19 protein-coding genes are annotated in these 21,122 nt (G+C 65.9%); 9 read left to right on the forward strand and 10 right to left on the reverse strand.

The window, feature by feature from the left end:
• Positions 1–508: 508 nt before the first annotated feature.
• Entirely contained in the window at positions 509–2,965 is a 2,457-nt protein-coding gene (locus ON32_RS01390; protein ID WP_040788109.1) for an FHA domain-containing protein, read from the forward strand.
• 48 nt (positions 2,966–3,013) lie between these two features.
• Here ON32_RS01390 and ON32_RS01395 read toward each other — a convergent pair whose 3' ends face one another.
• The 3 genes from ON32_RS01395 to ON32_RS01405 form a co-directional block, all read right to left on the reverse strand.
• On the reverse strand, positions 3,014–3,499 hold the full coding sequence (locus tag ON32_RS01395) for a nitroreductase/quinone reductase family protein (protein ID WP_051132751.1): 486 nt from the start codon (positions 3,497–3,499) through the stop codon (positions 3,014–3,016).
• A 2-nt stretch (positions 3,500–3,501) separates the two neighbouring features.
• Positions 3,502–4,101 carry a PadR family transcriptional regulator gene (locus ON32_RS01400; RefSeq protein WP_245550746.1) on the reverse strand — a complete coding sequence of 200 codons (600 nt, stop codon included), beginning with the start codon at positions 4,099–4,101 and terminating at the stop codon, positions 3,502–3,504.
• A 485-nt stretch (positions 4,102–4,586) separates the two neighbouring features.
• Positions 4,587–5,507 carry an NADP-dependent oxidoreductase gene (locus tag ON32_RS01405; RefSeq protein ID WP_040788135.1) on the reverse strand — a complete coding sequence of 307 codons (921 nt, stop codon included), beginning with the start codon at positions 5,505–5,507 and terminating at the stop codon, positions 4,587–4,589.
• A gap of 165 nt (positions 5,508–5,672) precedes the next feature.
• On the opposite strand from ON32_RS01405, the gene ON32_RS01410 reads away from it, so the two are divergent.
• Positions 5,673–6,272, forward strand: coding sequence for a class I SAM-dependent methyltransferase (locus tag ON32_RS01410; protein WP_040788110.1), 600 nt, complete (start codon positions 5,673–5,675; stop codon positions 6,270–6,272).
• Between the two features lie 108 nt (positions 6,273–6,380).
• Here the strand turns inward: ON32_RS01410 and ON32_RS01415 are convergent, their stop codons facing one another.
• Positions 6,381–7,463: an alpha/beta fold hydrolase gene (locus tag ON32_RS01415; protein ID WP_306307640.1), complete on the reverse strand. Its 1,083-nt coding sequence runs from the start codon at positions 7,461–7,463 to the stop codon at positions 6,381–6,383.
• A gap of 229 nt (positions 7,464–7,692) precedes the next feature.
• On the opposite strand from ON32_RS01415, the gene ON32_RS01420 reads away from it, so the two are divergent.
• Both ON32_RS01420 and ON32_RS01425 read left to right on the forward strand, forming a co-directional pair.
• Positions 7,693–8,145, forward strand: coding sequence for a DUF2752 domain-containing protein (locus ON32_RS01420; RefSeq protein ID WP_040788137.1), 453 nt, complete (start codon positions 7,693–7,695; stop codon positions 8,143–8,145).
• Positions 8,146–8,162: 17 nt separating this feature from the next.
• Positions 8,163–8,351 (forward strand): hypothetical protein, encoded by a 189-nt coding sequence (locus tag ON32_RS01425; RefSeq protein WP_040788112.1) that lies wholly within the window; start codon positions 8,163–8,165, stop codon positions 8,349–8,351.
• Positions 8,352–8,373: 22 nt separating this feature from the next.
• Here ON32_RS01425 and ON32_RS01430 read toward each other — a convergent pair whose 3' ends face one another.
• On the reverse strand, positions 8,374–8,925 hold the full coding sequence (locus ON32_RS01430) for a flavin reductase family protein (RefSeq protein ID WP_040788138.1): 552 nt from the start codon (positions 8,923–8,925) through the stop codon (positions 8,374–8,376).
• Between the two features lie 126 nt (positions 8,926–9,051).
• Here ON32_RS01430 and ON32_RS01435 point away from each other — a divergent pair, with 126 nt between their 5' ends.
• A complete protein-coding gene (locus tag ON32_RS01435; RefSeq protein ID WP_040788114.1) occupies positions 9,052–9,873 on the forward strand; it encodes a crotonase/enoyl-CoA hydratase family protein in 822 nt (273 codons plus the stop codon).
• 66 nt (positions 9,874–9,939) lie between these two features.
• Here ON32_RS01435 and ON32_RS01440 read toward each other — a convergent pair whose 3' ends face one another.
• Positions 9,940–10,431 (reverse strand): inorganic diphosphatase, encoded by a 492-nt coding sequence (locus tag ON32_RS01440; protein WP_040788117.1) that lies wholly within the window; start codon positions 10,429–10,431, stop codon positions 9,940–9,942.
• 222 nt (positions 10,432–10,653) lie between these two features.
• Between ON32_RS01440 and ON32_RS01445 the strand changes: the two genes are divergently transcribed.
• From ON32_RS01445 to hpt, 4 genes are all read left to right on the forward strand, one after another.
• Positions 10,654–12,111, forward strand: a complete 1,458-nt coding sequence (locus tag ON32_RS01445) for a D-alanyl-D-alanine carboxypeptidase/D-alanyl-D-alanine-endopeptidase (protein ID WP_157224035.1) — start codon at positions 10,654–10,656, stop codon at positions 12,109–12,111.
• A gap of 30 nt (positions 12,112–12,141) precedes the next feature.
• On the forward strand, positions 12,142–13,275 hold the full coding sequence (locus ON32_RS01450) for an Rv3626c family coenzyme F420 biosynthesis-associated protein (protein ID WP_083873861.1): 1,134 nt from the start codon (positions 12,142–12,144) through the stop codon (positions 13,273–13,275).
• A 124-nt stretch (positions 13,276–13,399) separates the two neighbouring features.
• Positions 13,400–14,512 carry a tRNA lysidine(34) synthetase TilS gene (gene tilS, locus ON32_RS01455; protein WP_040788119.1) on the forward strand — a complete coding sequence of 371 codons (1,113 nt, stop codon included), beginning with the start codon at positions 13,400–13,402 and terminating at the stop codon, positions 14,510–14,512.
• 1 nt (position 14,513) lies between these two features.
• Positions 14,514–15,074 carry a hypoxanthine phosphoribosyltransferase gene (gene hpt, locus ON32_RS01460; protein WP_040788121.1) on the forward strand — a complete coding sequence of 187 codons (561 nt, stop codon included), beginning with the start codon at positions 14,514–14,516 and terminating at the stop codon, positions 15,072–15,074.
• Here the strand turns inward: hpt and ON32_RS01465 are convergent.
• From ON32_RS01465 to ON32_RS01480, 4 genes are all read right to left on the reverse strand, one after another.
• Complete coding sequence (locus ON32_RS01465) at positions 15,065–17,062, reverse strand: serine/threonine-protein kinase (protein WP_083873863.1); 1,998 nt, start codon at positions 17,060–17,062, stop codon at positions 15,065–15,067. The genes hpt and ON32_RS01465 overlap by 10 nt on opposite strands.
• Before the next feature lie 179 nt (positions 17,063–17,241).
• Complete coding sequence (locus ON32_RS01470; RefSeq protein WP_040788123.1) at positions 17,242–18,132, reverse strand: LysR family transcriptional regulator; 891 nt, start codon at positions 18,130–18,132, stop codon at positions 17,242–17,244.
• 428 nt (positions 18,133–18,560) lie between these two features.
• Positions 18,561–19,397, reverse strand: coding sequence for an SDR family oxidoreductase (locus tag ON32_RS01475; RefSeq protein WP_085995100.1), 837 nt, complete (start codon positions 19,395–19,397; stop codon positions 18,561–18,563).
• Positions 19,394–21,019, reverse strand: a complete 1,626-nt coding sequence (locus tag ON32_RS01480) for an aldehyde dehydrogenase family protein (RefSeq protein WP_040788124.1) — start codon at positions 21,017–21,019, stop codon at positions 19,394–19,396. Before ON32_RS01480 ends, ON32_RS01475 begins: the two co-directional genes overlap by 4 nt.
• Positions 21,020–21,122 lie beyond the last annotated feature (103 nt).

A 21,122-nucleotide genomic window follows, 5' to 3' on the forward strand; every position in this document is an offset into this window, starting at 1 on the left:
CGTAATGAAAAGGTCGGGGGTTCGATTCCCCCAGGCGGCTCCACTTCCCTGGGGGCTCTCCCCCCGGGTCGCCGGCCTTCGGCGCCGGATTCCCGAGCGGTTCACCGTGTCATCATCTCGGTTGCGCTCGTCCGCCCATATTCGGGTGGACCCGCTGTATCTCATCCGCCCCGCGATCGGAAATATGAAATGTAACGGTGCCCGACGCATTATGAAAACGAATCGGAGAATATTCGGATGCGATTCGGTGTACGGACTCCAGCGAATTTTCATGGCGAACTCGACCGGTATTCATTCACCCGGCTCATGGTGTTTCTTCCGATCCGGTCGGACGGTGCTCGATGACCTCGCTATCGGTTTTCCTGCGTCGGGTGTGGTTGCCGCTTGCTTCGGTCGGTTCGTTTGCGCTGGTCGAGCCGATGACATTCGAGTTGCCGGGTTATATGAAGCCGAGACCTCGAAAGGGTGACCGGCAGGCGTCCGTTCGGCACGGTCCTATACTCCCGATATGGCGGATGAAAAAACCTCCGCGGAAATTTTCGACTCCCCGATCCTTGTGGTCCGGACGCGGGAACGTCTCTATCGTTTACGCCCCGGGGGCGCATACAGTATCGGCCGCGATCCGTCGGCCGATATCGTCTTGACCGATCCACGGGTTTCCTCCACGCACGCCGTTCTGGAGCAGGGCTCGGACGGATGGAAGATCGAGGACGCCGGCAGTCTCAACGGCACCTTCTTCGATGGTCGTCGGGTCGAGCGAATGGTGATCGATCACGACGAGACGTTCCGGCTCGGGCACGCCAGGGACGGGGAGCAGTTGTCCTGCTCGCCGGCGGCATCCTCCGATTCCGTCGCCGACGAGGGTTTCACCGAAGACACGGTGGTCGTCCCCGATCCCGGCCACAACCTCCACGACGAGGCGACGGTCACCAAGTTCCACCCCGGTTTGTCTCGGCGTGTCTCACCGTCGTCGCCACCCACCGCCCATCCCAGCGCGGTGGTTCGCATTGTTTCGGGCACGCTCCGCATCGGTCGCGCCGCCGACAACGACATCGTCGTGCCCGATCTCATGGTTTCGCGTCACCATGCCGAACTGCGGGTGATCGGGGAGAACAGATATCGCGTCGTCGACCTCGGCAGCCATAACGGCACCTATGTCAACGGCTCTCGGATCGAGGTCGCGGATCTGTCCGAATCCGATCTGATCGGTATGGGACACACCACCTATCGGCTTGTCGGCAACGAGCTACGGCAATCCGTCGACACCGGCGATATCTCGGTCGCGGTGCAGAACCTCATCGTGCGAACGCCGGAAGGCAAGGTGCTCCTCGATGACGTGAGTTTCCCCATCCCGCAGCGCTCGTTGGTCGGGGTCATCGGGCCCAGTGGGGCCGGTAAGTCGACATTATTGGGTGCGGTGACCGGGTTGCGGCCCGCGACCGAGGGGACCGTTCGCTACGACGGACGTGATCTCTACGCCGATTACGACGAGCTCAGACATCGTATCGGTCTGGTTCCGCAGGAGGATATCCTGCACAACCAGCTTCCCACGCGCCGCGCCCTGCGTTACGCGGCCGAATTACGTTTCCCGGGGGATACGCGTCCCGAAGAGCGTGAGCAGCGGGTTGACGAGGTTCTCGAGGAGCTCGGCCTGACCAGGCACGCCGACACTCGTATCGATCGGCTCTCCGGCGGACAGCGCAAACGGGTGAGCGTCGCACTGGAACTGTTGACCAAACCGTCTCTGCTCTTCCTCGACGAACCGACCTCCGGACTCGACCCGGGTCTGGACAAGACGGTTATGGAGATGCTGTCCGAACTCGCCCACGACGGACGAACCGTCATCGTGGTCACCCACAGCGTTGCGAACCTCGATTCCTGTGACCGCCTCCTGGTGCTGGTGCCTGGCGGTCGATTGGCCTACTACGGACCACCCGCGGAAGGGCTGCAACACTTCGGGCAGCGCACCTGGGCCGAGGTGTTCCAGGCCTTCGATCGGGAGGAAGATCGAGACTGGGCCGGTGAGTTCCGGGCCTCACCCCGTTTCGGGCATTACGCGGCGGTCGGACCCAGCGACGATATCGGCCCGGCGGAAGTGCAGCATCCCCCGGCGCCGCCACCCCCCTCGCAATCCAAGTTCAGTCAGCTCAGCACGCTGTGCCGGCGGTATCTGGCGGTTATCGCCTCGGATCGAAGCTATCTGGCGCTGCTCGGTGTGATGCCGTTGCTGCTCGGTGGTCTGATCGCCGCGGTGCCGGCGGGTGAGGGTTTCACCGGTGCTCCGGGGACCAATACCGATGCTCCGACCAAGCTCATGATCCTGGTATTCGGGGCGTGTTTCGTCGGTACCGGCAATTCGATTCGGGAGATCGTCAAGGAGCAGACGATCTACCGCAGAGAACGGGCGGCCGGACTCTCGGCCGGTGTCTATCTGATGTCGAAACTCCTGGTCCTGGGCGTGATCACCGTCCTGCAAGCGGTGGTGTTGTTCCTGATCGGCACCATCGGCACGAGTTTCCCGCCGAGCGGGATATTCATGTCGGTGGAGCTGGAGCTGATTTTGGCGATGGCGTTGCTCGGTATTGCGTCGTTGGCACTGGGCCTGCTGGTTTCGGTGTCGGTGAACACCTCGGAGAAGACGCTGCCGCTGCTGATCGTGCTATCGATGGCACAGCTCGTGCTCACCGGCGGTATGGTGCGGCTTCCCGGTACGCCGGTTCTGGAACAGCTGTCCTATCTGGCTCCGTCCCGGTGGGGCTATGGTGCGGGCGCCGCCAGCCTCGACCTCGACACCCTCTCCCCCCATGAGGGCGCTCCCGACCCGCTGTGGAACCACACCCTCGGGACCTGGCTGCTCGATATGGGGGTCGTCGCCGGCCTGGCGGCCGTCTTTCTCGCCCTGGCCTGGTATCGCCTGTACCAGTTGCGGCCGCGGCGCCGCGGTGCCCGCCCGGCGCGGATTTGATCGCGCCCGGGCCGGTTCGGCTCGCGGGTCTTCGTTCGGTTCGTGACATCAACTTCGTGACGGGGGATCGAGGGGCGCGGTTGTCTGCGGTGTCGGCTCGATTCGGAAGACCGGGCATCGCGGTGCGGCGGCGGCGAACGCGTCGGGGTCGGCGGAGGTGACCGCGCCGGATCGGATCATGAACTGCACACCGTGCGGGACCTTCTCCGGGAATGCCCGCAGCACCGGCTCCCGCTCGCTCACCGGCAGTTCCACCAGCGCGATCCGTTGGCGGTGGCGTCCCTTCGCGAGTACTCCCCACCCCGCGGCGCGGGCATTGCGTACCCAGTCGGCGTCGTCGAATCCGCCGACCACGTACATCACCCCGTCGACGGTGAGTGGGGAAACCGGTGTGGTGCGCAATTGTCCGGTTTTGCGGCCGGGAACCGAAAGCACCCGCATCGTGCCCACGGCGAGGCCGAGTCGCTGGAATGCGATCACCACCCGATTGAGTCGCTTCAGACGTTGCCGTAGCCGGTCGTTTTCGCTGGTCATCTCTACTCCTTGTCGTTGTCGGGGGTGGTATCGGTTCCCGGCCACGGCATTCCGTGGTCGATATCGTGCGCAGTTTGTTCCAGCCAGGTGATTTCGGCATCGCGCAGCCGGTTTCGGTATTCGGTGTCCAGGAGCACCGCGCGAGGTAGATGAGCCGTGTGCTCCTGGGACAGTCGCTGCGCGGTGGCGGCGTCCGCGCGCAATCGTTCGGCGCGTCGCCGCAGCAGCCGCGCGGCGGTCTCGGGGGGCAGTGCGGGCAGGTGGGCCAGTGCGGCGACGAATCGGGGGTATTCGTTCACCGGTTCGGTCAGGAAACGCTCCAGCAGCGTATTCAGCGCTTCCCGACCGGATGCGGTGATCTCGTAGACCGTCCGCTCTGGGCGGGCGCCTGCGCGGGTGGTGCCGACCTGGCGTATGTATTCCGCGCGTTCGAGTCGGCCGATCGCGTCGTAGAGCGATCCGCCGCGCATCTTCACCACCTCGTCCACACGCCGTTCGCGGATGGCGACCTTCATCTCGTATGGATGCCGGGGGCGTTCTGCCAGGAGTGTCAGCACCGCAAGCGTCAGCGGTGTCTCCACCGCGCGCAGTTCCCGGATCACCGAGCCTCCTTATAGTCGAAGTCGTTTGGTCGAATTCGACTATAAGGTTTTTCGGCCGTTCGCGCCGGCGGTCGGCTCCTGGCGACTCGGCCCCGACGCTCTCGGCGCATTCGAACGAAGCCACCCGACGTCGGTTACTCCAAGTCGCTCAACCCTTCTCCGCGCCGGTCGCGAGACGGACCCCACCGACCCCGGCGGCCGGTACCACTGCCGAGGACGCACAGTGGAACGGGCGCGGGCGGGTATTGCCGGGTAGTAAGGCGAACCGCTGATATGGACTGTGGAGCCGCGTGGGCCGATACGTACATGGCCGAGACATGGTGGTGGGGACTCGGTCGGCGAGTGCCGTCCCACCTGCGGCAACCGAAAAGCGGTGGGTGCTCTGTGTGGAGAAAGGGGGATCACCCACCGCTCCGGTTCCGTGACATGGCCTCGACTTCGGCGAGCCGACCGGCGTATTCCGGCGCGTGTTCGGGTCGGGTGCTCTACGGGACGATGACGTTCTTGCCTCGGGTGTGTCCGCTCTGACCGGCGGCGAAGGCCTGTGGGATCTCGTCGAGGGTGAAGGTCCGAGCGATGGGCACGGTGAGCTCGCCCGCGGCGGCGAGATCGGCCAGGCGTTGGGTGTGGGAGCCGTCGGGCCGCACCCAGACCAGGAGACCGCCGTGTTCGGTGACGGTGTCGTCGACGATGGAGGCGTGTCTGCCGTCCTCGGCGAGTACGGCGAGGGTGACATCCAACTGACCGCCCACGAAATCCGCGACGACCTGCACACCCTCGGGCGCCAGGTCCCGGACCCGCTCGGCGAGACCGTCGCCGTAGGTCAGTGGTTCGGCGCCGAGCTCGCGGAGGAAATCGTGGTTGTTCGGCGACGCGGTACCGAAAACACGAGCGCCGCGCGCCTTCGCGATCTGCACACCCAGGCTCCCGACACCACCCGCCGCGGCATGGATCAGCACGGTGTCGTCCGCGCCGACCTCGAGCAGATCGAGGGTGCGCAGGGCGGTTCCTCCGGCGAGCGGAAGCGCCCCCGCCTGTTCCCAGGTCAACACGTCGGGTTTACGTGCCACGTGCGCTGCCTCGACGGCCACCAGTTCGGCGAAGGTGCCGGCGTGCAGCACATCCTTGCGGGCATAGGCCAGCACCTCGTCGCCCACCGCGAATTCGGGAGTATCGATACCGGTTTCGACCACCACCCCGGCGACATCCCAGCCCGGGATCACGGGGAACTGCGCATCGATCAGAGCGTCCAGGCCGCCCGCCATCGCCTTCCAGTCGACGGGGTTGACACCCGCGGCGCGGACCTCGATCAGCACCGATCCGGGGAAGACTTTGGGTTTCGGCAGGTCGGTGACGTGCACATCGGTGTTGTCGGAGGTGTATCGGTCGTAGATGGCTGCCCGCATGGTCGCGCTTTCTTCCGTTCCGGTTTCGGCTGTCGTCTCGTGCAACAGTGGCACCCACCCGATATTCCGATCGGCGTGTCGTCGGTCATGTCGTGCGCCGGGTGCGCCCGGGTCCGCTCGGGGCGCAGGCGTTGGAGTGATATCGAGCCCGTGTAAGGTCGCCGGGTGGGACAGCGAACAGTCGAGGACGCCTATGCGGCCCGTTCTCAGGAGTACATCGAGTTATTCGGATCGGTCGACAGTGTGCGCCCCGATGATCTCGCGCTGGTGCGGCGGTGGGCCGAACTGGCCGGAGGACGGGTGCTCGATATCGGTTGCGGTCCGGGGCATCTGACCGCCTACCTGCACGGGCTGGGGGTCGATATCACCGGCATCGATCCCGTTCGGGAGTTTGTGGAGCATGCTCGGGCGCGGTATCCGGGACCGGCCTTCGAGGTGGGTTCGGCGCAGACACCGGGCCTGCCCGACGGTTCGATCACCGGGATTCTGGCCTGGTATTCCCTGATCCACGTGCCGCCGGCCGAGCTGGACGGAATTCTCGCCGGGTTCCGGCGGATGCTTGTCCCGGGTGGGGTGGTGCTCCTCGGTTTCTTCGAGGGCGCCACAGTGGAGGAGTTCCCGCACAAGGTGGTGACGGCGTATCGGTGGCCGTTCGATGAGTTGGCGCGCCGGCTGGCCGTGGCGGGTTTTCGAGAGCTGGAGCGGTTGACCCGCACGGGCGGAGAACACCGTCCACACGGGGCCATCTTGGTCCGGAGCGTATAGAAACCGGTACGAGCGATCGGGAAGTCGCGGAACCGTGGCGTACCGGCCCGATGGTGTGGTGGGTTCACCGAGACCGGGCGACGTTGACCGGGCTCGGCGAACTCCCGCTCAACCCGCGGCCGCGGGCCGCAGGCCGGTGCGGTCGATGATCCGAGCCAGTTCGGTATTGAACTTCTCGGGAGCCTCCAGGTTGCCGAGATGTCCGGTCGGCCATACGTGGTAGCCGCTCAGGTGGCCGGTTTCGCGGAGGGTGTCGGCGATGATGCGCGACATGCGCTCCGGCAGCAGTCGGTCGTACTGTCCGGCGATCACGACGGTGGGGACGGTCAGGTGGCGGGCGGCGTCGCCCAGCTCCATATCGGCGAGGATGGCCGCGTGCGCGCCCCGGGCGAGCGGACGGCACGAGCGCACGATATCGAGGGCGAAATCGGCCGCTTCCACGGATGCCCCGGGGCCCATGATTCGGTCCATCAGCAGTCGGCGCATCAACGGACCGCCTGGGATGGGGATAGGGGTGGTGAGGATGGACTCGGCGACCAGCATGGGCATCCGAATCTCGGAACCGAATAGCGTGACCGGCCGATTCCCCACCATGAGCGGCTTGTTGAGCAGCGGCAGGAGATCGGTGTCGTATCGGATATTGCCCGAGGTGGTGTTGACCAGGACCGCCGCGGCCGCGCGCCGGGACACCTGGGCGGGGTGTCGGGCGGCCCAGGCCTGCAGGGTGATGCCGCCCATGCTGTGACCCACCAGGACGGCGCGTCGACCGGGACGCAGTGTGCTCTCCAGGACAGCGGCCAGATCATCGGCCAGGGTGCGGTCGCTGGGCGGGCTGCTGCCCATGGTGCTCTCGCCGTGTCCCCGCTGGTCGTAGCAGACCACGCGATAGCGGTCGGCGAAGGCGTTGATCTGGGGATGCCAGTATTCGATACAGCAGCTCCAACCGTGCACGAGGACGATGACCTCGCCGTCGGCCGGTCCGTAGGCGTGTACTCGCAGTTGCGCTCCGTCGACGGTCGTCACCGGGATGACCTCGTGCCGGCCGGTGGGCTTGTTGAACGCCGGTGTCGAGTAGGTACGACGGCGGAAACCGGCCCGGTAAGGGGCGGTCAGAGCGCCGTAACGTGCCTGTGTGAGCGCCGAAAGCGAGTTCACCAACATCAGAGCACACTCCTTTGTGTCCAGCGTCACGGTAACCTCGCAAGCTTGGTGCTTGCAAGTGCAAGCACCAAATAGTCAAAAAATGCGAGCCTCCGTGCGTTTCACCAGATGTCGTTCCGGTGATCTTCGCTGTTAACTGAAATCTGCCCATTCGCGTCCAGGTTTATGCATGCTTACCGAAGATCCGGAGATAGCGGCTCCGAATAGGCGGATGTCCAAGCCGTCCGGCGGCCTCCGAGCGACGCGCTACCGTGAAATCGTGGAGAACACGGAGCCTGCCGAAACGGTCGACGAACCGAATCGGGCGCCGGGTGGATGGCGTGGTGTGGCATTGCCCGCGCTGGTGGCCACGGCCGGTGCCGCCGCAGTGGCGATGGTGCACTTTCGCGACCCGCATATCGAGGGGTCGTACGGTATGTGCCCGGTCTATCTCATGTTCGGGATGTACTGCCCGGGATGCGGGGGTATGCGCGCGGTGCACAATCTCACCGATGGGCAGCTCCTCGATTCACTGCACAGCAACCTGCTCGCGCTTCCCTTGCTGATCGCCTTCACCCTGTGGGTGGGCGATTGGACGATCCGGGCCTGGCGGGGCGAGCCGATGCGGATCCCGGGGATCAGCACGGCCACCATGTGGATGTGCTTCGCCTTTCTCGGGGGATACACGGTGCTGCGCAATACACCCTGGGGCTTCTGGTTGACGCCCGTCTGACCGGGAAGGCCGAGGATATGGGTGACTCACTGAAGGATCGGGTACGGGCGAAGCTACTGCGGCAGCTCGCGGAGGACGGTCCCGGCGACCGCCGGCCGGACGATCCCCGGGTCATCTCGGTCGAAAGCGATCTGAGCGCCCTCGACCATGTCGGTGACGACGACCCACTCGTGGAGCAGCTCGCCATTCGCTATCTGGTCTTCTGAGCGCACCGGATGTCCCGGGCGTTCACTCCGCCAGGGGTATGGGTCGGTAGTACCGACCGTTGTAGTACAGCAGCGGCGCCGCTGCGGGTGCTCGGTCGGTGTTGTCGTGCACGCGGGTGACCCGGCCCACGACGAGGGTGGAATCACCGATCGGGACGAGCTGCTCCACCAGGGCGCGTAACCAGATCGGGGTGCCGTGCAGGATCGGCTCACCGGTATCGAGGGTGGTCCACAGGGAACGGTCGGCAAAGCGTTCCTCGGCGGTACGTGCGAAACGTTGCGCCAGATGGCGCTGGTGTTCGCCGAGGAAGTGGATGACCAGGGATCGGGCGGCATTTATGGCGGCCAGGCTGGACGAGGTATGGCTGATATTGAACGACACCAGCGGGGGATTCAGTGACAGTGAGGCGAACGAGGTGGCGGTGAAACCGACCGGCCCGGCGTTCGAATCCATGGTCACCACCGTGACGCCGGCCGGGTAATGCCGCATCGAGGCACGGTATTGATCGGCGGTGATACCGGTGAGATCGTCGGGAATCCGGACTTCGGTGTCGGGCCGTGGTGCATCGGTCACCTGTCGAACGTAGCGCGGATTCCCATTCGACGGGCGGGCGAAGTCCCACTCCACCGGGACGCTCCGGACATCCCGCGTGATTCGGTCCCGAGCGATCGTTTCACCCCACCCGGCTACCCTGGGCGAATGACTGATTGGAAGGCCTTCACGGTCGAGACGGCAGACCGTGTCGCACAGGTGACGTTGACCGGTCCCGGCAAAGGTAATGCGATGGGCCCGGATTTCTGGCGGGAGCTGCCGGAGATCTTCCGTGGCCTGGACGCCGATCCGGAAGTCCGGGCGGTGGTGCTGACCGGGTCGGGGCAGAATTTCTCCTACGGTCTCGACCTGCCTGCCATGAGTGGCACCTTCACCCCGTTGCTGGCCGAACGCGCTCTCGCCGCCCCACGCACCGAGTTCCTGCGTGAGATCCACCGACTTCAGGATGCGATCACCTCGGTGGCCGAATGCCGCAAACCGGTGATCGCCGCGGTGTCCGGTTGGTGCGTCGGCGGCGGGCTGGACCTCATCGCCGCCGCGGACATCCGATACGCCAGCGCGGAGGCCACATTCAGCCTTCGGGAGGCGAAGGTTGCCATCGTGGCGGATGTGGGGTCGCTGCATCGGCTACCGGCCATTATCGGTGCGGGACACCTGCGCGAACTGGCCTTCACCGGTAAGGACATCGACGCCGCCCGTGCCGAGAAGATCGGCCTGGTCAACGATGTGTTCCCCGATCAGCAGGCGGTGCTGGAAGCAGCCCACGCCACCGCGCGGGAGATCGCGGCCAATCCACCGCTGGTGGTGCAGGGCGTCAAGGAAGTGGTGAACCGGCGGGAAGCCGCCACGGTGGCCGAGGGGCTGCGGTACGTCGCGGCGTGGAACGCGGCCTTCCTGCCCTCGGAGGATTTGACCGAGGCCATGCAGGCGGTTTTCCAGAAACGGGCCCCCGAGTTCAAGGGCAGGTAGGGCTCGGCGCCACAGGAGTGGACGCGATGTGCCGAGCGGGCCGCGTCCACTCCCGACCGGTTCGGCTCAGTGGCCGCCCTTGTCCTTCAACCGCTGGAACGAGGCCTCCACCTCGGCCTCCGCCTCGGCCCGACCGACCCACTCGGAACCCTTGACGTATTTACCGGGCTCGAGGTCCTTGTACCGCTCGAAGAAGTGCTTGATCGCGGCGAGCTCGAACTCCGGGACATCCTTCAGGTCCTGGATGTGATCCCACCGCGGGTCGCCCGCGGGGACACACAGGATCTTGTCGTCGCCGCCGGCCTCGTCCGTCATCTTGTACATGGCGACCGGCCGGACCTCCACGATCACACCGGGAAACACCGAATCCGGCAGCAGGACCAGGGCGTCCAGCGGATCGCCGTCCTCGCCGAGGGTGTTCTCGATGTAGCCGTAGTCGGCCGGGTAGGCCATAGAGGTGAAGAGGAAACGATCGAGCCGGACCCGACCGGTCTCGTGATCGACCTCGTATTTGTTGCGGGATCCCTTGGGGATCTCGATGGTTACATCGAACTCCACGCCATCTCCTTCTTCCGGTGCGTCCGCTTCTGCTGCCGGCCGACTCACCAGGTTGTTCGGGGGAACGGTTGCGAACCGAGGATAGTGTTGTCGGCGGACATTCGGGTCGCGCGGGCACCCGGTGTGAGAGTCGGCGCAAGGGAGACAGCGGACAACGTGGTGGGTCAGGGCGGTAGCAACATCGGCGGATTGGCCAGACGTCGACGTCGCACCAGGCGAATAATGCTGATCACCGTTCTGGTGGTGTTGGTGGGGATCGTGACGGTCGGGTCCGTTGTACTGCGACCGTGGACACCCGAGTTCCGCCACGGCGGGCTCGTCATCGCAGACCCGCCCGAGCCGGTGCGGCCCTCCGCGCGGGTGGCGCCCGCTTCGGACGACGCCCCGGCGCCCTCCGTGGCGGGTCTGGCCGCGGCGCTGGCACCGGTGGTCGGCAACCCGGATCTCGGCGCGTTCAGCGGATCGGTCACCGATGCCGCCACCCAGACCGTGCTGTGGAGCGCCGACGAGAACAAGGCGGCGATTCCGTCGTCGACGGCGAAGATCCTGACCACCGCGGCCGCGCTGCTCGCATTGCCGGCCGATCACCGGGTCCACACCCGGGTGGTGACCGGGACCAACCCGAAGGAGATCGTGCTGGTCGCCGGTGGTGACCCCACACTCACCGTGGTGCCCGACGGCAAGGGCTACTACCCGAACGGTCCGCGGCTGGCGGATCTGGCCGACCAACTGCGGAGAGCAGGGGTGGCCGCAGACACCATCCTGGTCGACATCTCCGTCTACAGCGGTCCCACCCTGGCCCGAGGTTGGGATCCGGCGGATATCGGCGGCGGGTCCATCGCACCGATCGAGCCGGTGATGTTGGACGGTGGGCGGCTCGATCCTCCCGCCGAGTACTCGCCGCGCTCGACGACACCGGCCCTGGATGTGGGTCGGGCGCTGGCCGGGCTGCTCGGACTCGATCCGGCCCGGGTGCGTAGTGGTACGGCGCCCGCGAACGCCACGGAACTGGCGAGTGTGGCATCCGCGCCGCTGCGGGATCGACTGCACGACATGATGGTGTACTCGGACAATGTTCTGGCCGAGACCATCGGTCGGGAGATCGCGGTTGCCACCGGCCGACCGGCGTCGTTCGATGGCGCGGTGCAGGCCGTGGCCGGACAGTTGCGGGACGCGGGTTTCGACCTGACCGGGGTGAGCATGTACGACACCAGTGGTTTGTCGACCGACGACCGGATACCGGCCCGGTTGTTGGACCGAATCGTGGCCACGGCCGCCTCCGGCACCCGCAATACCGAGGAGGCCGCGCAACCGACAATGCAGCCGACACAGCGGCAGCCGTGGGCACCACGAGTGCTGTCGGGGCCGGCGCCCACCCCGTCGGACGAGACCGGCGACGATCTGTCGGCCACACTGGCACCACTACTCGATCATCTGCCCGTGGCGGGTGGTACCGGTTCGCTCACCAATCGCTTTGTCACCCGTGATCGGGCCGGAGCCGGGTGGGTACGGGCCAAGACCGGAACTCTCTCGGTTGCCAGCACGTTGGTCGGGTATGTGTTGGACAGTGACGGTCGGGTGCTCACCTTCGCCCTGATGTCGAACGATCGGCCGCCGGAGGTCAGCAGGCCCGCCCTGGATGCCGTCGCCGCCACACTGCGCAATTGTGGATGTGCCTGATCGTGGATCCAACCGACCGGTGGAGGGCTTATGACGAATCGAGAAGGCCCCGGTGATTCCGGCGCGGTGGTGTCGGCGGAGCCGGCCCGTGCAGAGCGCCGTAACGGGGACGTCGACGGCCGACACCGGAAGCTGGCCGGGACGGTGGACTGGAGATGGGCGGCGCGGACCGGCGCCGCGCTGGTCCCATCCGGACCTCGCACCACCCGGCTCGCCGCCGAACAGGCCGTGGCCGAATTGGCCGCGGCCTCCATACGGTCGGAGGGGCCGGTCCGTGAAGTGACCGGTCTACTCGACGATCGGCCTGTTCCCGCCGCCCGTATCGTCGACCGACCGGGTTGGATCGGCGCCGCCGCCGATTCCATGTCGCTGCTCACCGGCAGCGGGACCGAGACCGGTCAGGGCCGGCTGGTCGGGAAACCGGCGGGTGTGCAGGTGGGCGCCATGCTGGCCTTTCTGTCCACCGCCATTCTCGGCCAGTACGACCCGTTCGTCGGCCCGGACGGCACTCTGCTGTTGGTGGCGCCGAATATCGTGGGCGTGGAACGGGCCCTCGGTGTCTCGCCCACCGATTTCCGGTTCTGGGTGTGCCTGCACGAGGTGACCCATCGGGTGCAGTTCTCCTCGGCGCCCTGGCTTGCCGACTACATGCGCGAGAACGTCGACGTGCTCGGTGAGATCGGTGACGAACCGATGACGCAGATGCTGTCGCGACTCGTCGAAGAGCTCAAACAGCGCCGCCGCGGTGAGGTTTCCGAGGATCCGGCCACCCGCGGGGTGGTAGGTCTGTTGCGCGCCACCCAGCCGCCACCGCAGCGCGAGGCCCTGGACCGGTTGCTCATGCTCGGCACCCTGCTGGAGGGGCATGCCGATTATGTGATGGACGCGGTCGGACCCAGCGTCATTCCCACCGTGGCACAGATCCGCGACGCCTTCGACAGACGGCGGATGCGCCCGACCAATCCGATTCAGCGGCTTTTACGCGCTCTGCTCGGCGTCGACGCGAAAGTGGCCCAGTACGTTCGCGGAAAGGCATTCGTGACGGAGGTGATCGACACGGTCGGGATGGCCCGGTTCAATACCGTGTGGACCGATGCGGACACCCTGCCGCGCACCGACGAGATCGACGAGCCGCAGCGCTGGATCGCACGGGTCCTGGGTTGATCGTGATCACCGCGGAGGCAGCGGCCGCTGTTCGATATATCGGCGTATGCGTCGCACCCGGTCGCCGAATCCGGTCCCATGGGTCGGCGGGTGAATGCACAGGGTGGTACGAAGCACGGTGACGATGCGGGTGGGGCAGCAGCGGGCACGGTTGCCCGAGACGGCAGCGGTACTCGAGCTGCGGCATGCGGTTCGGGCGTGGTTGGGTCGGTATCGGCCCGGAGACACGGCGGTGGCCGTGGCATTGTCCGGGGGTGCCGATTCGCTGGCACTCACCGGAGCGGCACTGGCCGAGGTTGCGGCCGTGGACGCGTTGGTCGTGGATCACCGCTTACAGGAGGGGTCGGACGAGGTCGCTGCGGCGGCCGCGGCGACGGCGCTGGAACTCGGCTGCCGCTCGGCGCGGGTGCTACCCGTGCGGGTCGACGGTGGCGGAGGAATGGAGGCGGCGGCGCGTCGGGCGCGGTACGCGGCCTTGGCCGAGGCGCGCGCCGGACTGCCGGTACTGCTCGGTCACACCCTCGACGACCAGGCCGAAACCGTATTGCTCGGGCTGGCCCAGGGATCGGGTGCGCGTTCCATTCAGGGGATGGCGCCCTATAACGCGCCCTGGGGACGTCCGTTGCTCGATATCCGCCGGGAGACCACCCGGCGATTCTGCGCCGATCTGGGATTGGTGCCGTACGAGGATCCGCACAACAGCTCACCGGAGTTCACCCGGGTCCGCTTGCGCACCGAGGTATTGCCCCTGCTCGAGGAGGTGCTGGGTGGTCGTGCCGCGGTGTCGCTGGCACGTACGGCGCGACAGTTGCGCGCGGACAACGCGGTGTTGGATACGCTCGCCATCGACCTGCTGCGGGCCGCCTCCGCATCCCGGCCGTGGTCGTATCCGTCGGCGGATGATGTCACGTTCGCCGATCCGATGAGTTCGCCGGAGGGTATGGCGACCGATTCGGAGACCGCCGACGGGAGTCTGTGTTGTGCGAGTTTGGCCACTGCACCGGCCGCGCTGCGTCATCGGGCGATCCGCTCGTGGTTGTTGGCGGGCGGGGCGAAGGCGGTGACCGGCAAGCATATTCACGCCATCGACGATCTGGTGGTGGCCTGGCGTGGTCAGGGCGCGGTGGCCGTGGGGGGCGGGGATCCGGAGACGAGGTTGGTCGTCGTGCGGGAACATGGCAGGCTGACACTTGCTCGCGCGGGGCGGGATGATCGAAACCGAAGGGAAACCAGTTGACGTGTACGGGAACGATATCGCCTCGATCCTGATCACCGAAGGACAGATCGCCGACAAGACCGCCGAACTGGCCGAGTTGATCGCCAAGCGGTATCCGCCCGATGCCCCGGAGGGGGATCTACTGCTGGTCGGTGTGCTCAAGGGCGCGATTTTCTTCATGACCGATCTGGCCAAGGCGCTACCGATTCCCACCCAGATGGAGTTCATGGCGGTCTCGTCCTATGGCTCGTCCACCTCCTCGTCGGGGGTGGTGCGCATCATGAAGGATCTGGACAAGGACATTGCGGGCCGCAATGTGCTGATCGTCGAGGACATCATCGACTCCGGGCTCACCTTGTCCTGGCTCAAGCGCAACCTGTCCACCCGTAACCCGGCTTCGCTCGAAGTGGTCACCCTGCTGCGTAAACCGGATGCGTTGCGGACTCAGGTGGAGGTGACCCACGTCGGGTTCGACATTCCCAACGAATTCGTCGTCGGCTACGGCCTCGACTACGCCGAGCGCTACCGCGATCTGCCGTATATCGGCACCCTGCACCCTCGGGTCTACGGCGGTCAGTCCTGAGCCACACCCGGCGAAGCGGTCCCGTATCTGCGACGCAGGAACGCCTCGTCGGGCGCGACCACTCTTTCCAGGGCTCGTAAATCCTCGCTCAGGGCGCGGAAGAGCAGATACGACCCGGCGAAAGCGATAACACCCCCCAGGCACAGCAGCCGGATCGCCACGATCACCGCGGAGATATCGGCGGGCGGCAGAAATGTCACACCCGCCACCGCGAGTAGCGGTATCGAGGCAGCGAGGGTGAGGTACCAGTGGCAGCGGCGGTCCAGTCGGCGCAGGCGTAGCGCGTCGGAGGTGCTGATCTCACCATGCCGCAGATACAGCGGGTAGATACAGCTCATCATGTAGAAGACCACGAGGAAGAACGGGTAGGTGACGGCGATCGCGCCGCACACCACGATCGAGGCGAGCAGATGCACCATGGAGTGCGCGGGCAGGCTGCCGGTCACCAGGTGCAGTGCGGTGGGGAAGATTATCGCCGAGGTCGCCCACATCAGGAAGACCACGAACACCGCCCGGTCGGCGAGGAGCAGGGAATCGAGCCGCGCCTGCCGGAGCGTGGCCGCGTTATAGCGTTTGCCCTGGTGTAGACCGTGCGGGACCGAGATCAATTTGCGGGATAGATAGAGCAGGATCAACGCCGCGAGCGGGAAGCCGATGGCGTTCACCGTGCCGGTGACGATGAGGAAGGTCTCCTGGGCGCCGGTGGGCAGCCGGTCGATGATCAGTCGGCGGTTGTAGTGGATGTTGTACAGCGCCGCGAGGATGTTCGGTACCCCGATCGCCAGGAAGAGCACGGTTATCATCCACGGCCAGGGACGCAGCCGCAGCCGCCAACTGCCCGGTGCCGGATCGACCACATTGCGAGCGTGCGGGTCCAGGCAGAGTTCGAACTGTTTGGCGAGTACCGCGCCATGGGACCAACGGTCGTTGCGGTTCGGCTCCAGACAGGTCTGTAGCACCCGGAGCAGGGTGGCGGGACAGTCCGCCGGAACACGTTGCAGGGCCGACTCGCCGATCCGGCGCAATCGCCGTTGCAGCATGGCCTCCAGCACGAACTTGTCGTTGCGTGGATTGTTACCCGCGGTGGTGTCGTCGAAGGGTTTGCTACCGGTGAGCAGTTCCCAGAGCACCACGCCGAGGGAATAGATATCGGCGCGGGTGTCCAGGTCGGCGGCCCAGCGGTCGTAATCGGGATGCGCTGCCTCCAGGTGTTCCGGGGACATATAGCTGAGCGAGCCGCCGAAGTATGCCACCGGGCCCGCGCCTTCGACATCTCGGCAGAAACTGATGTTGAAATCGGCCAGTTTGGGTATCGCCTCCGCGCTCAACAGCACATTGGCCGGTTTCACATCCCGGTGCAGGACGCCGTGTGCCGCGGCGTAGTCCAGCGCCTCGGCCAGCCTGCGGCCCAACCAGGCCACGGTTTCCGGCCAGCTGAGCCGGGCGATCTCGGCGCGCACGCTGGAATCGGTCGGCCGTATTTCGCCTTTCTCCTCCATGGCCGCGTCCACAGCGTCCAGCAGCAATCGACCGCTGCGTTTCTCTGGCGGGGTGGCGCGAACCCAGCGCAGGACATTGAGCAGGGTGCCGCCCGGGAGGAACTGCATGTACAGCAGCCGCAGGCGGCGTTCCGACCGCTCGATATCGGTATCGAGCAGGCGTTGGTCGAAGACGCGGACGATGTAGTCGTGGTCCAACTGGGCCAGGGTTTGAGGTTCGGTGCCCCGGTCGGCCGAGATCTTCACCGCCACCATTCGCTGCATGGACCGCTGCCGGGCCAGGAAGACCCGGGCGAATGCGCCGCTGCCCAGTTCGGTGAGCAGATCGAAGTCGCCGATGCGGTTGCCGATCTCGATATCGTCGAGTGCCGCCTGCACGGCATCGCCGGCGGGTGGTGCCGTGACGCGGGTGCCCGCGACGGTTGCCTCGGGAACGGTGGTTCGCGTTACCGTCCCGTCTTCGGTGCCGGACTTCGAGTGAGGGTCCATGCCGGTCCTGATCGCTCGGCTGTTACCGGAAGCGGTACCGGTCGGCAGTGGGGGCGGCGACTCGAGTCCACCGCCCCACCGCCAATGACGATGCCGCGCGCTCTACCGAAAATCTTATCGGAGAGTAGCTGGTATATGCGCTGGTTGCGCGGGCCTCACTCGATACACGAACGGCTACCTCAGGCGGAGGCGGGCAGTGCGTGCGGCTCGGCGAATCCACCCTCCAGTGCGCGATGCGCGAATTCCAGGATGGTGGGGCGGTTGTCGTCGGCTCGCCAGGCCACGGCGAGCTCGCACGGCGGCAATCCGGTTACCGGCCGGGCGGTCAGACCGGGCCAGCGGTACATGGGGACATTGCTCTCGGCGAGCAGGCACAGGCCGAGTCCGAGTCCCACCGCCTCGAGTCGTTCCTCGTGGGTTGTGGCCTCCGCGCCGACCCGGGCGGGCCGACCATTGCGGGCGTCGTTGCCCAGCCAGAAATCCCGGACCGCTCCGGCCTCCGCCGGCAGGGCGATGAACGCTTCGTCCACCACATCGGCGAAGTCGATGGCTTCCTGCCCGGCCCGGGGGTGGTTCTCGGGTAGTAGCACCCACCGGCGTTCGGTGCGCAGCACCTGCCACCGGTACCGGTTCGAATCGGGTAGTGGCAACCAGACCAGTGCCAGGTCGGCCTGTCGTCCGGCCAATCCGCTGGACGGGTCGGTCCAGGACGCGGGGTGCAGGGCAAGCCGATGTCCACTGGCGCTTTCCAGGTCGTTCAGCAGACCGCGACCGAGGGTGGATTGCAGGCCGACCCGTAGCACCTCCCCGGCTTCCTGGAGCGATTCGTTGGTGGTCTCCCAGAGTTCGAGAATCTTGCGGGCGCCGTCCAGCAACTCCTTGCCGGCGACGGTGAGGGCGACACTGCGTTGATTGCGATCGAACAGGACCACATCGAGCTGACGTTCCAGTTGTCGGATCTGCCGCGACAGGGTGGGTTGAGCGATGTGCAGCCGCTGAGCGGCGTTGGTGAAATGCAGTTCTTCGGCGACGGCGACGAAGTACCGCAGATCGCGTAAATGCGGGTCCATAGCACCTTGCTATCAGAATCGATCCTGAATTTCCAGCCCTAATGTGATCAAAGAGTTCGAATACCGTGTGCTAAACAGTCGCCAGGTTTGTTAATGACAGCATATTGTCCCAGGCGTTGTTGCGCAGCTTCGATTGTGAACGTCCGCACGTGCCGATCGATTCGGTCATAGCGGAAGCGAATGATTTATGGTGCTCGGGGGTCGTGGATCCGGGGCGTTCTTCGGGCGCGACCTCGGCAAGGAGGCTGCAAGGGGGTGGCGGTGAGCGGTTGTCGGCGCCACGGAAGTCCCTTTTCGCCATTTGCGGAGCCGATTGTGATATTGGTCACAATCGGTTTGGAGGGGGGTGTATCCGGCGTGCCCGGACATGCCGACGCCGCGATCCGTGACGGAACGGACCGCGGCGCGGGCATCGAACTTCGGCGGTATCAGCCCTGTCGTGCGCGCTCCTCGTAGGCCTTGCGTTGTTCGCTGTCGACATCGTCGAGGAAAGCGGTGCCCGAGCCCAGGGCTCGTCCGATGGCATCGGCCACCGCCACCGGCAACAGGCGGTTCATGAACTGGGCCGTGAACCCGGCGACCGCGGTGATCCGCACTTTCGACCTCGGCGAAGCGATGAGCTTCACGATCGCGGCGGCGATCTCCTCCGGTTCGGCGGCACGCAGCAGCTTGTCGGACGACACCCCGGAACCGAGTTCGGTATTGGTCAGCGTCGGCAGAACCGAGGAGAAATGCACTCCGGAGCCCCGGTACTCCTCGCGCAGTGTGTCGGTGAAACCGAGCACGGCGTGCTTGCTGGCGTTGTAGGTCGCCAGACCCGGGAAATGTGTTTCGCCGGCCAGCGACGCGATATTGATGAGGTGGCCACGTTTGCGGGGCAGCATGCGGGCCAGCGCGAGCTTGGATCCGAGGATCACGCCGTAGACGTTGATATCGAGAATGCGCCGGGTGACCTTGTCGGGTTCGTCGATCACCTTGCCGGTCGGCATGATGCCGGCGTTGTTGATCAGCACGTCGATCGGGCCGAGTGTGCGCTCCACCTCGTCCAGGAAGGCGGTGAACGATTCCGGATCGGTGACATCGAGCTTGCCGTAGAACTCGAAGTCACGGGCGGTGCCCGACTCCTTGACGGTTGCCTCGTCGATATCGCCGATGGCGATCTTGGCGCCCAGGTTGTGGAGGGCGGTGGCCGTGGCCAGTCCGATACCCCGGGCACCGCCGGTGATCACAACAACCTTGTCGCGAATTTTGTCCGTCCTGGTCACCGATTGTCTCCCTTGAATCGAAGCAGGCCGGGCAGATCGATACGGCGCAGCCCGCGCGCGCTCGCCGCGCGCATGGCGCCGAGCGCGATCAACAGTTTTGGCATCTGATACGGGAACCAGGTGAGTTCCTTCTCCTGGGTCGGCAGGATCGGAACGGTGATCGCCTTGGCGCGGCAATACTTGCGCACCCCATTGGCGCCACCCCAGCGGGCGCCGATGCCGGAGGTGCCCCACCCGCCCATCGGCAGTGCGAAATTGAACAGGTTGGCGAAGACATCGTTGACATTGACCGCGCCGGCGTTCAACTGCCGCGCGATCCGTTCGCCACGGGCCTTGTCGCCGGTCCACACCGTGGCCGACAGACCGTAGGGCGAATCGTTGGCCAGACGGATCGCCTCGGCTTCGTCGGCGACCTTCATCACCGGCAGCGTCGGCCCGAAGGTCTCCTCCCGAATGCATGTCATGCTGTGATCCACGTTCACCAGCACGGTCGGTTCGAAGAAGGTGCCGACCCCGGTCCGTTTACCGCCGACCAGCACGGAGGCGCCCGCGGCAACGGCCTCGTCGACATGTCGCTGCACGATGTTCACCTGGCTCTCGTTGGCCATTGCGCCGACATCGTGGTTCGGGGTGCGACCGTCGCGGCCCTGGCGTAGCGCCGCGACATTGGCAGCCAGTTTCTGCACGAACTCGTCGTAGACCGGCGCCTCCACATACACCCGTTCCACAGAGATACAGACCTGGCCGGAGTTGAACATCCCACCGAAGGTTATGCCGTGCGCCGCCCGATCGAGATCCGCGTCGGCCAGCACAATGGCCGGGTCCTTGCCGCCCAGTTCCAGGCTGTAGGGGATGAGTCGTTCCGCACAGGCGGTGGCGATCTTGCGGCCGGTTTCAGTCGAGCCGGTGAACTGGATGTAGTCGGCCCCGGCCACCACGGCCTCGCCCGTCTGCCGGGCGCCGGTCACCACGGTCAGTACCGGGGGCGCACCGATCTCGGCCCAGCCGCGGGCGAGTTCCAGCGCGGACAGCGGAGTGACCTCCGACGGCTTCAGGATCACCGACGCGCCCGCGGCCAGGGCCGGGATCACATCGAGCGCCGGCATGGCCAGCGGGAAGTTCCACGGGGTGATCACACCGACCACCGGATAGGGCTGGTAGACCGTGGTCAGCCGTTTGACCCGGGCCAGCGGGCTGTGCGGCGCCGGGTGCTCGTCGCTGAGGAATTTGCCCGCTCGACGGGCGTAGTAGCCGATCAGGTCGACGGAGAAGGTCGGATCGATGAGCGCGTCGACCCGGGGCTTACCGGTTTCGGACTGCACGACATCGGCCAGATGGTCCGTATTATCGATAATCCAGTCCTGGAATTTCAGCAGCCATTTCTTGCGCCCGTCGGGACCGAGCGCCTCCCATTCCGGCTGGTGTCTGCGCAGCTCGGCGATCTTCGCGGCGACTTCTTCGGCAGGGGCGTCCGGTATGGTGCCGACCACTTCGCCGGTGGCCGGATTGCGCACTTGCAGGACCACGGTCTGCTCGCCCGCGGCCGTGCCGGTCTGGGTTGTGGCGGTATCTCCGTCGGCTTGCGGCGGTTTTTCGGTTCGGGCCGGTTCGGTATTGGTCACTGCTGTTCTCCCACTGCGTCGTGCTGTGAACACCGGCGAGCGATTCGTGTGAATCGGCTCACCGACTGTGATCGTGACACACTTTGTGTCGAAATATCTCACT

Source organism: Nocardia paucivorans NBRC 100373, assembly GCF_000308675.1.
Taxonomy (GTDB): Bacteria; Actinomycetota; Actinomycetes; order Mycobacteriales; family Mycobacteriaceae; genus Nocardia; species Nocardia paucivorans.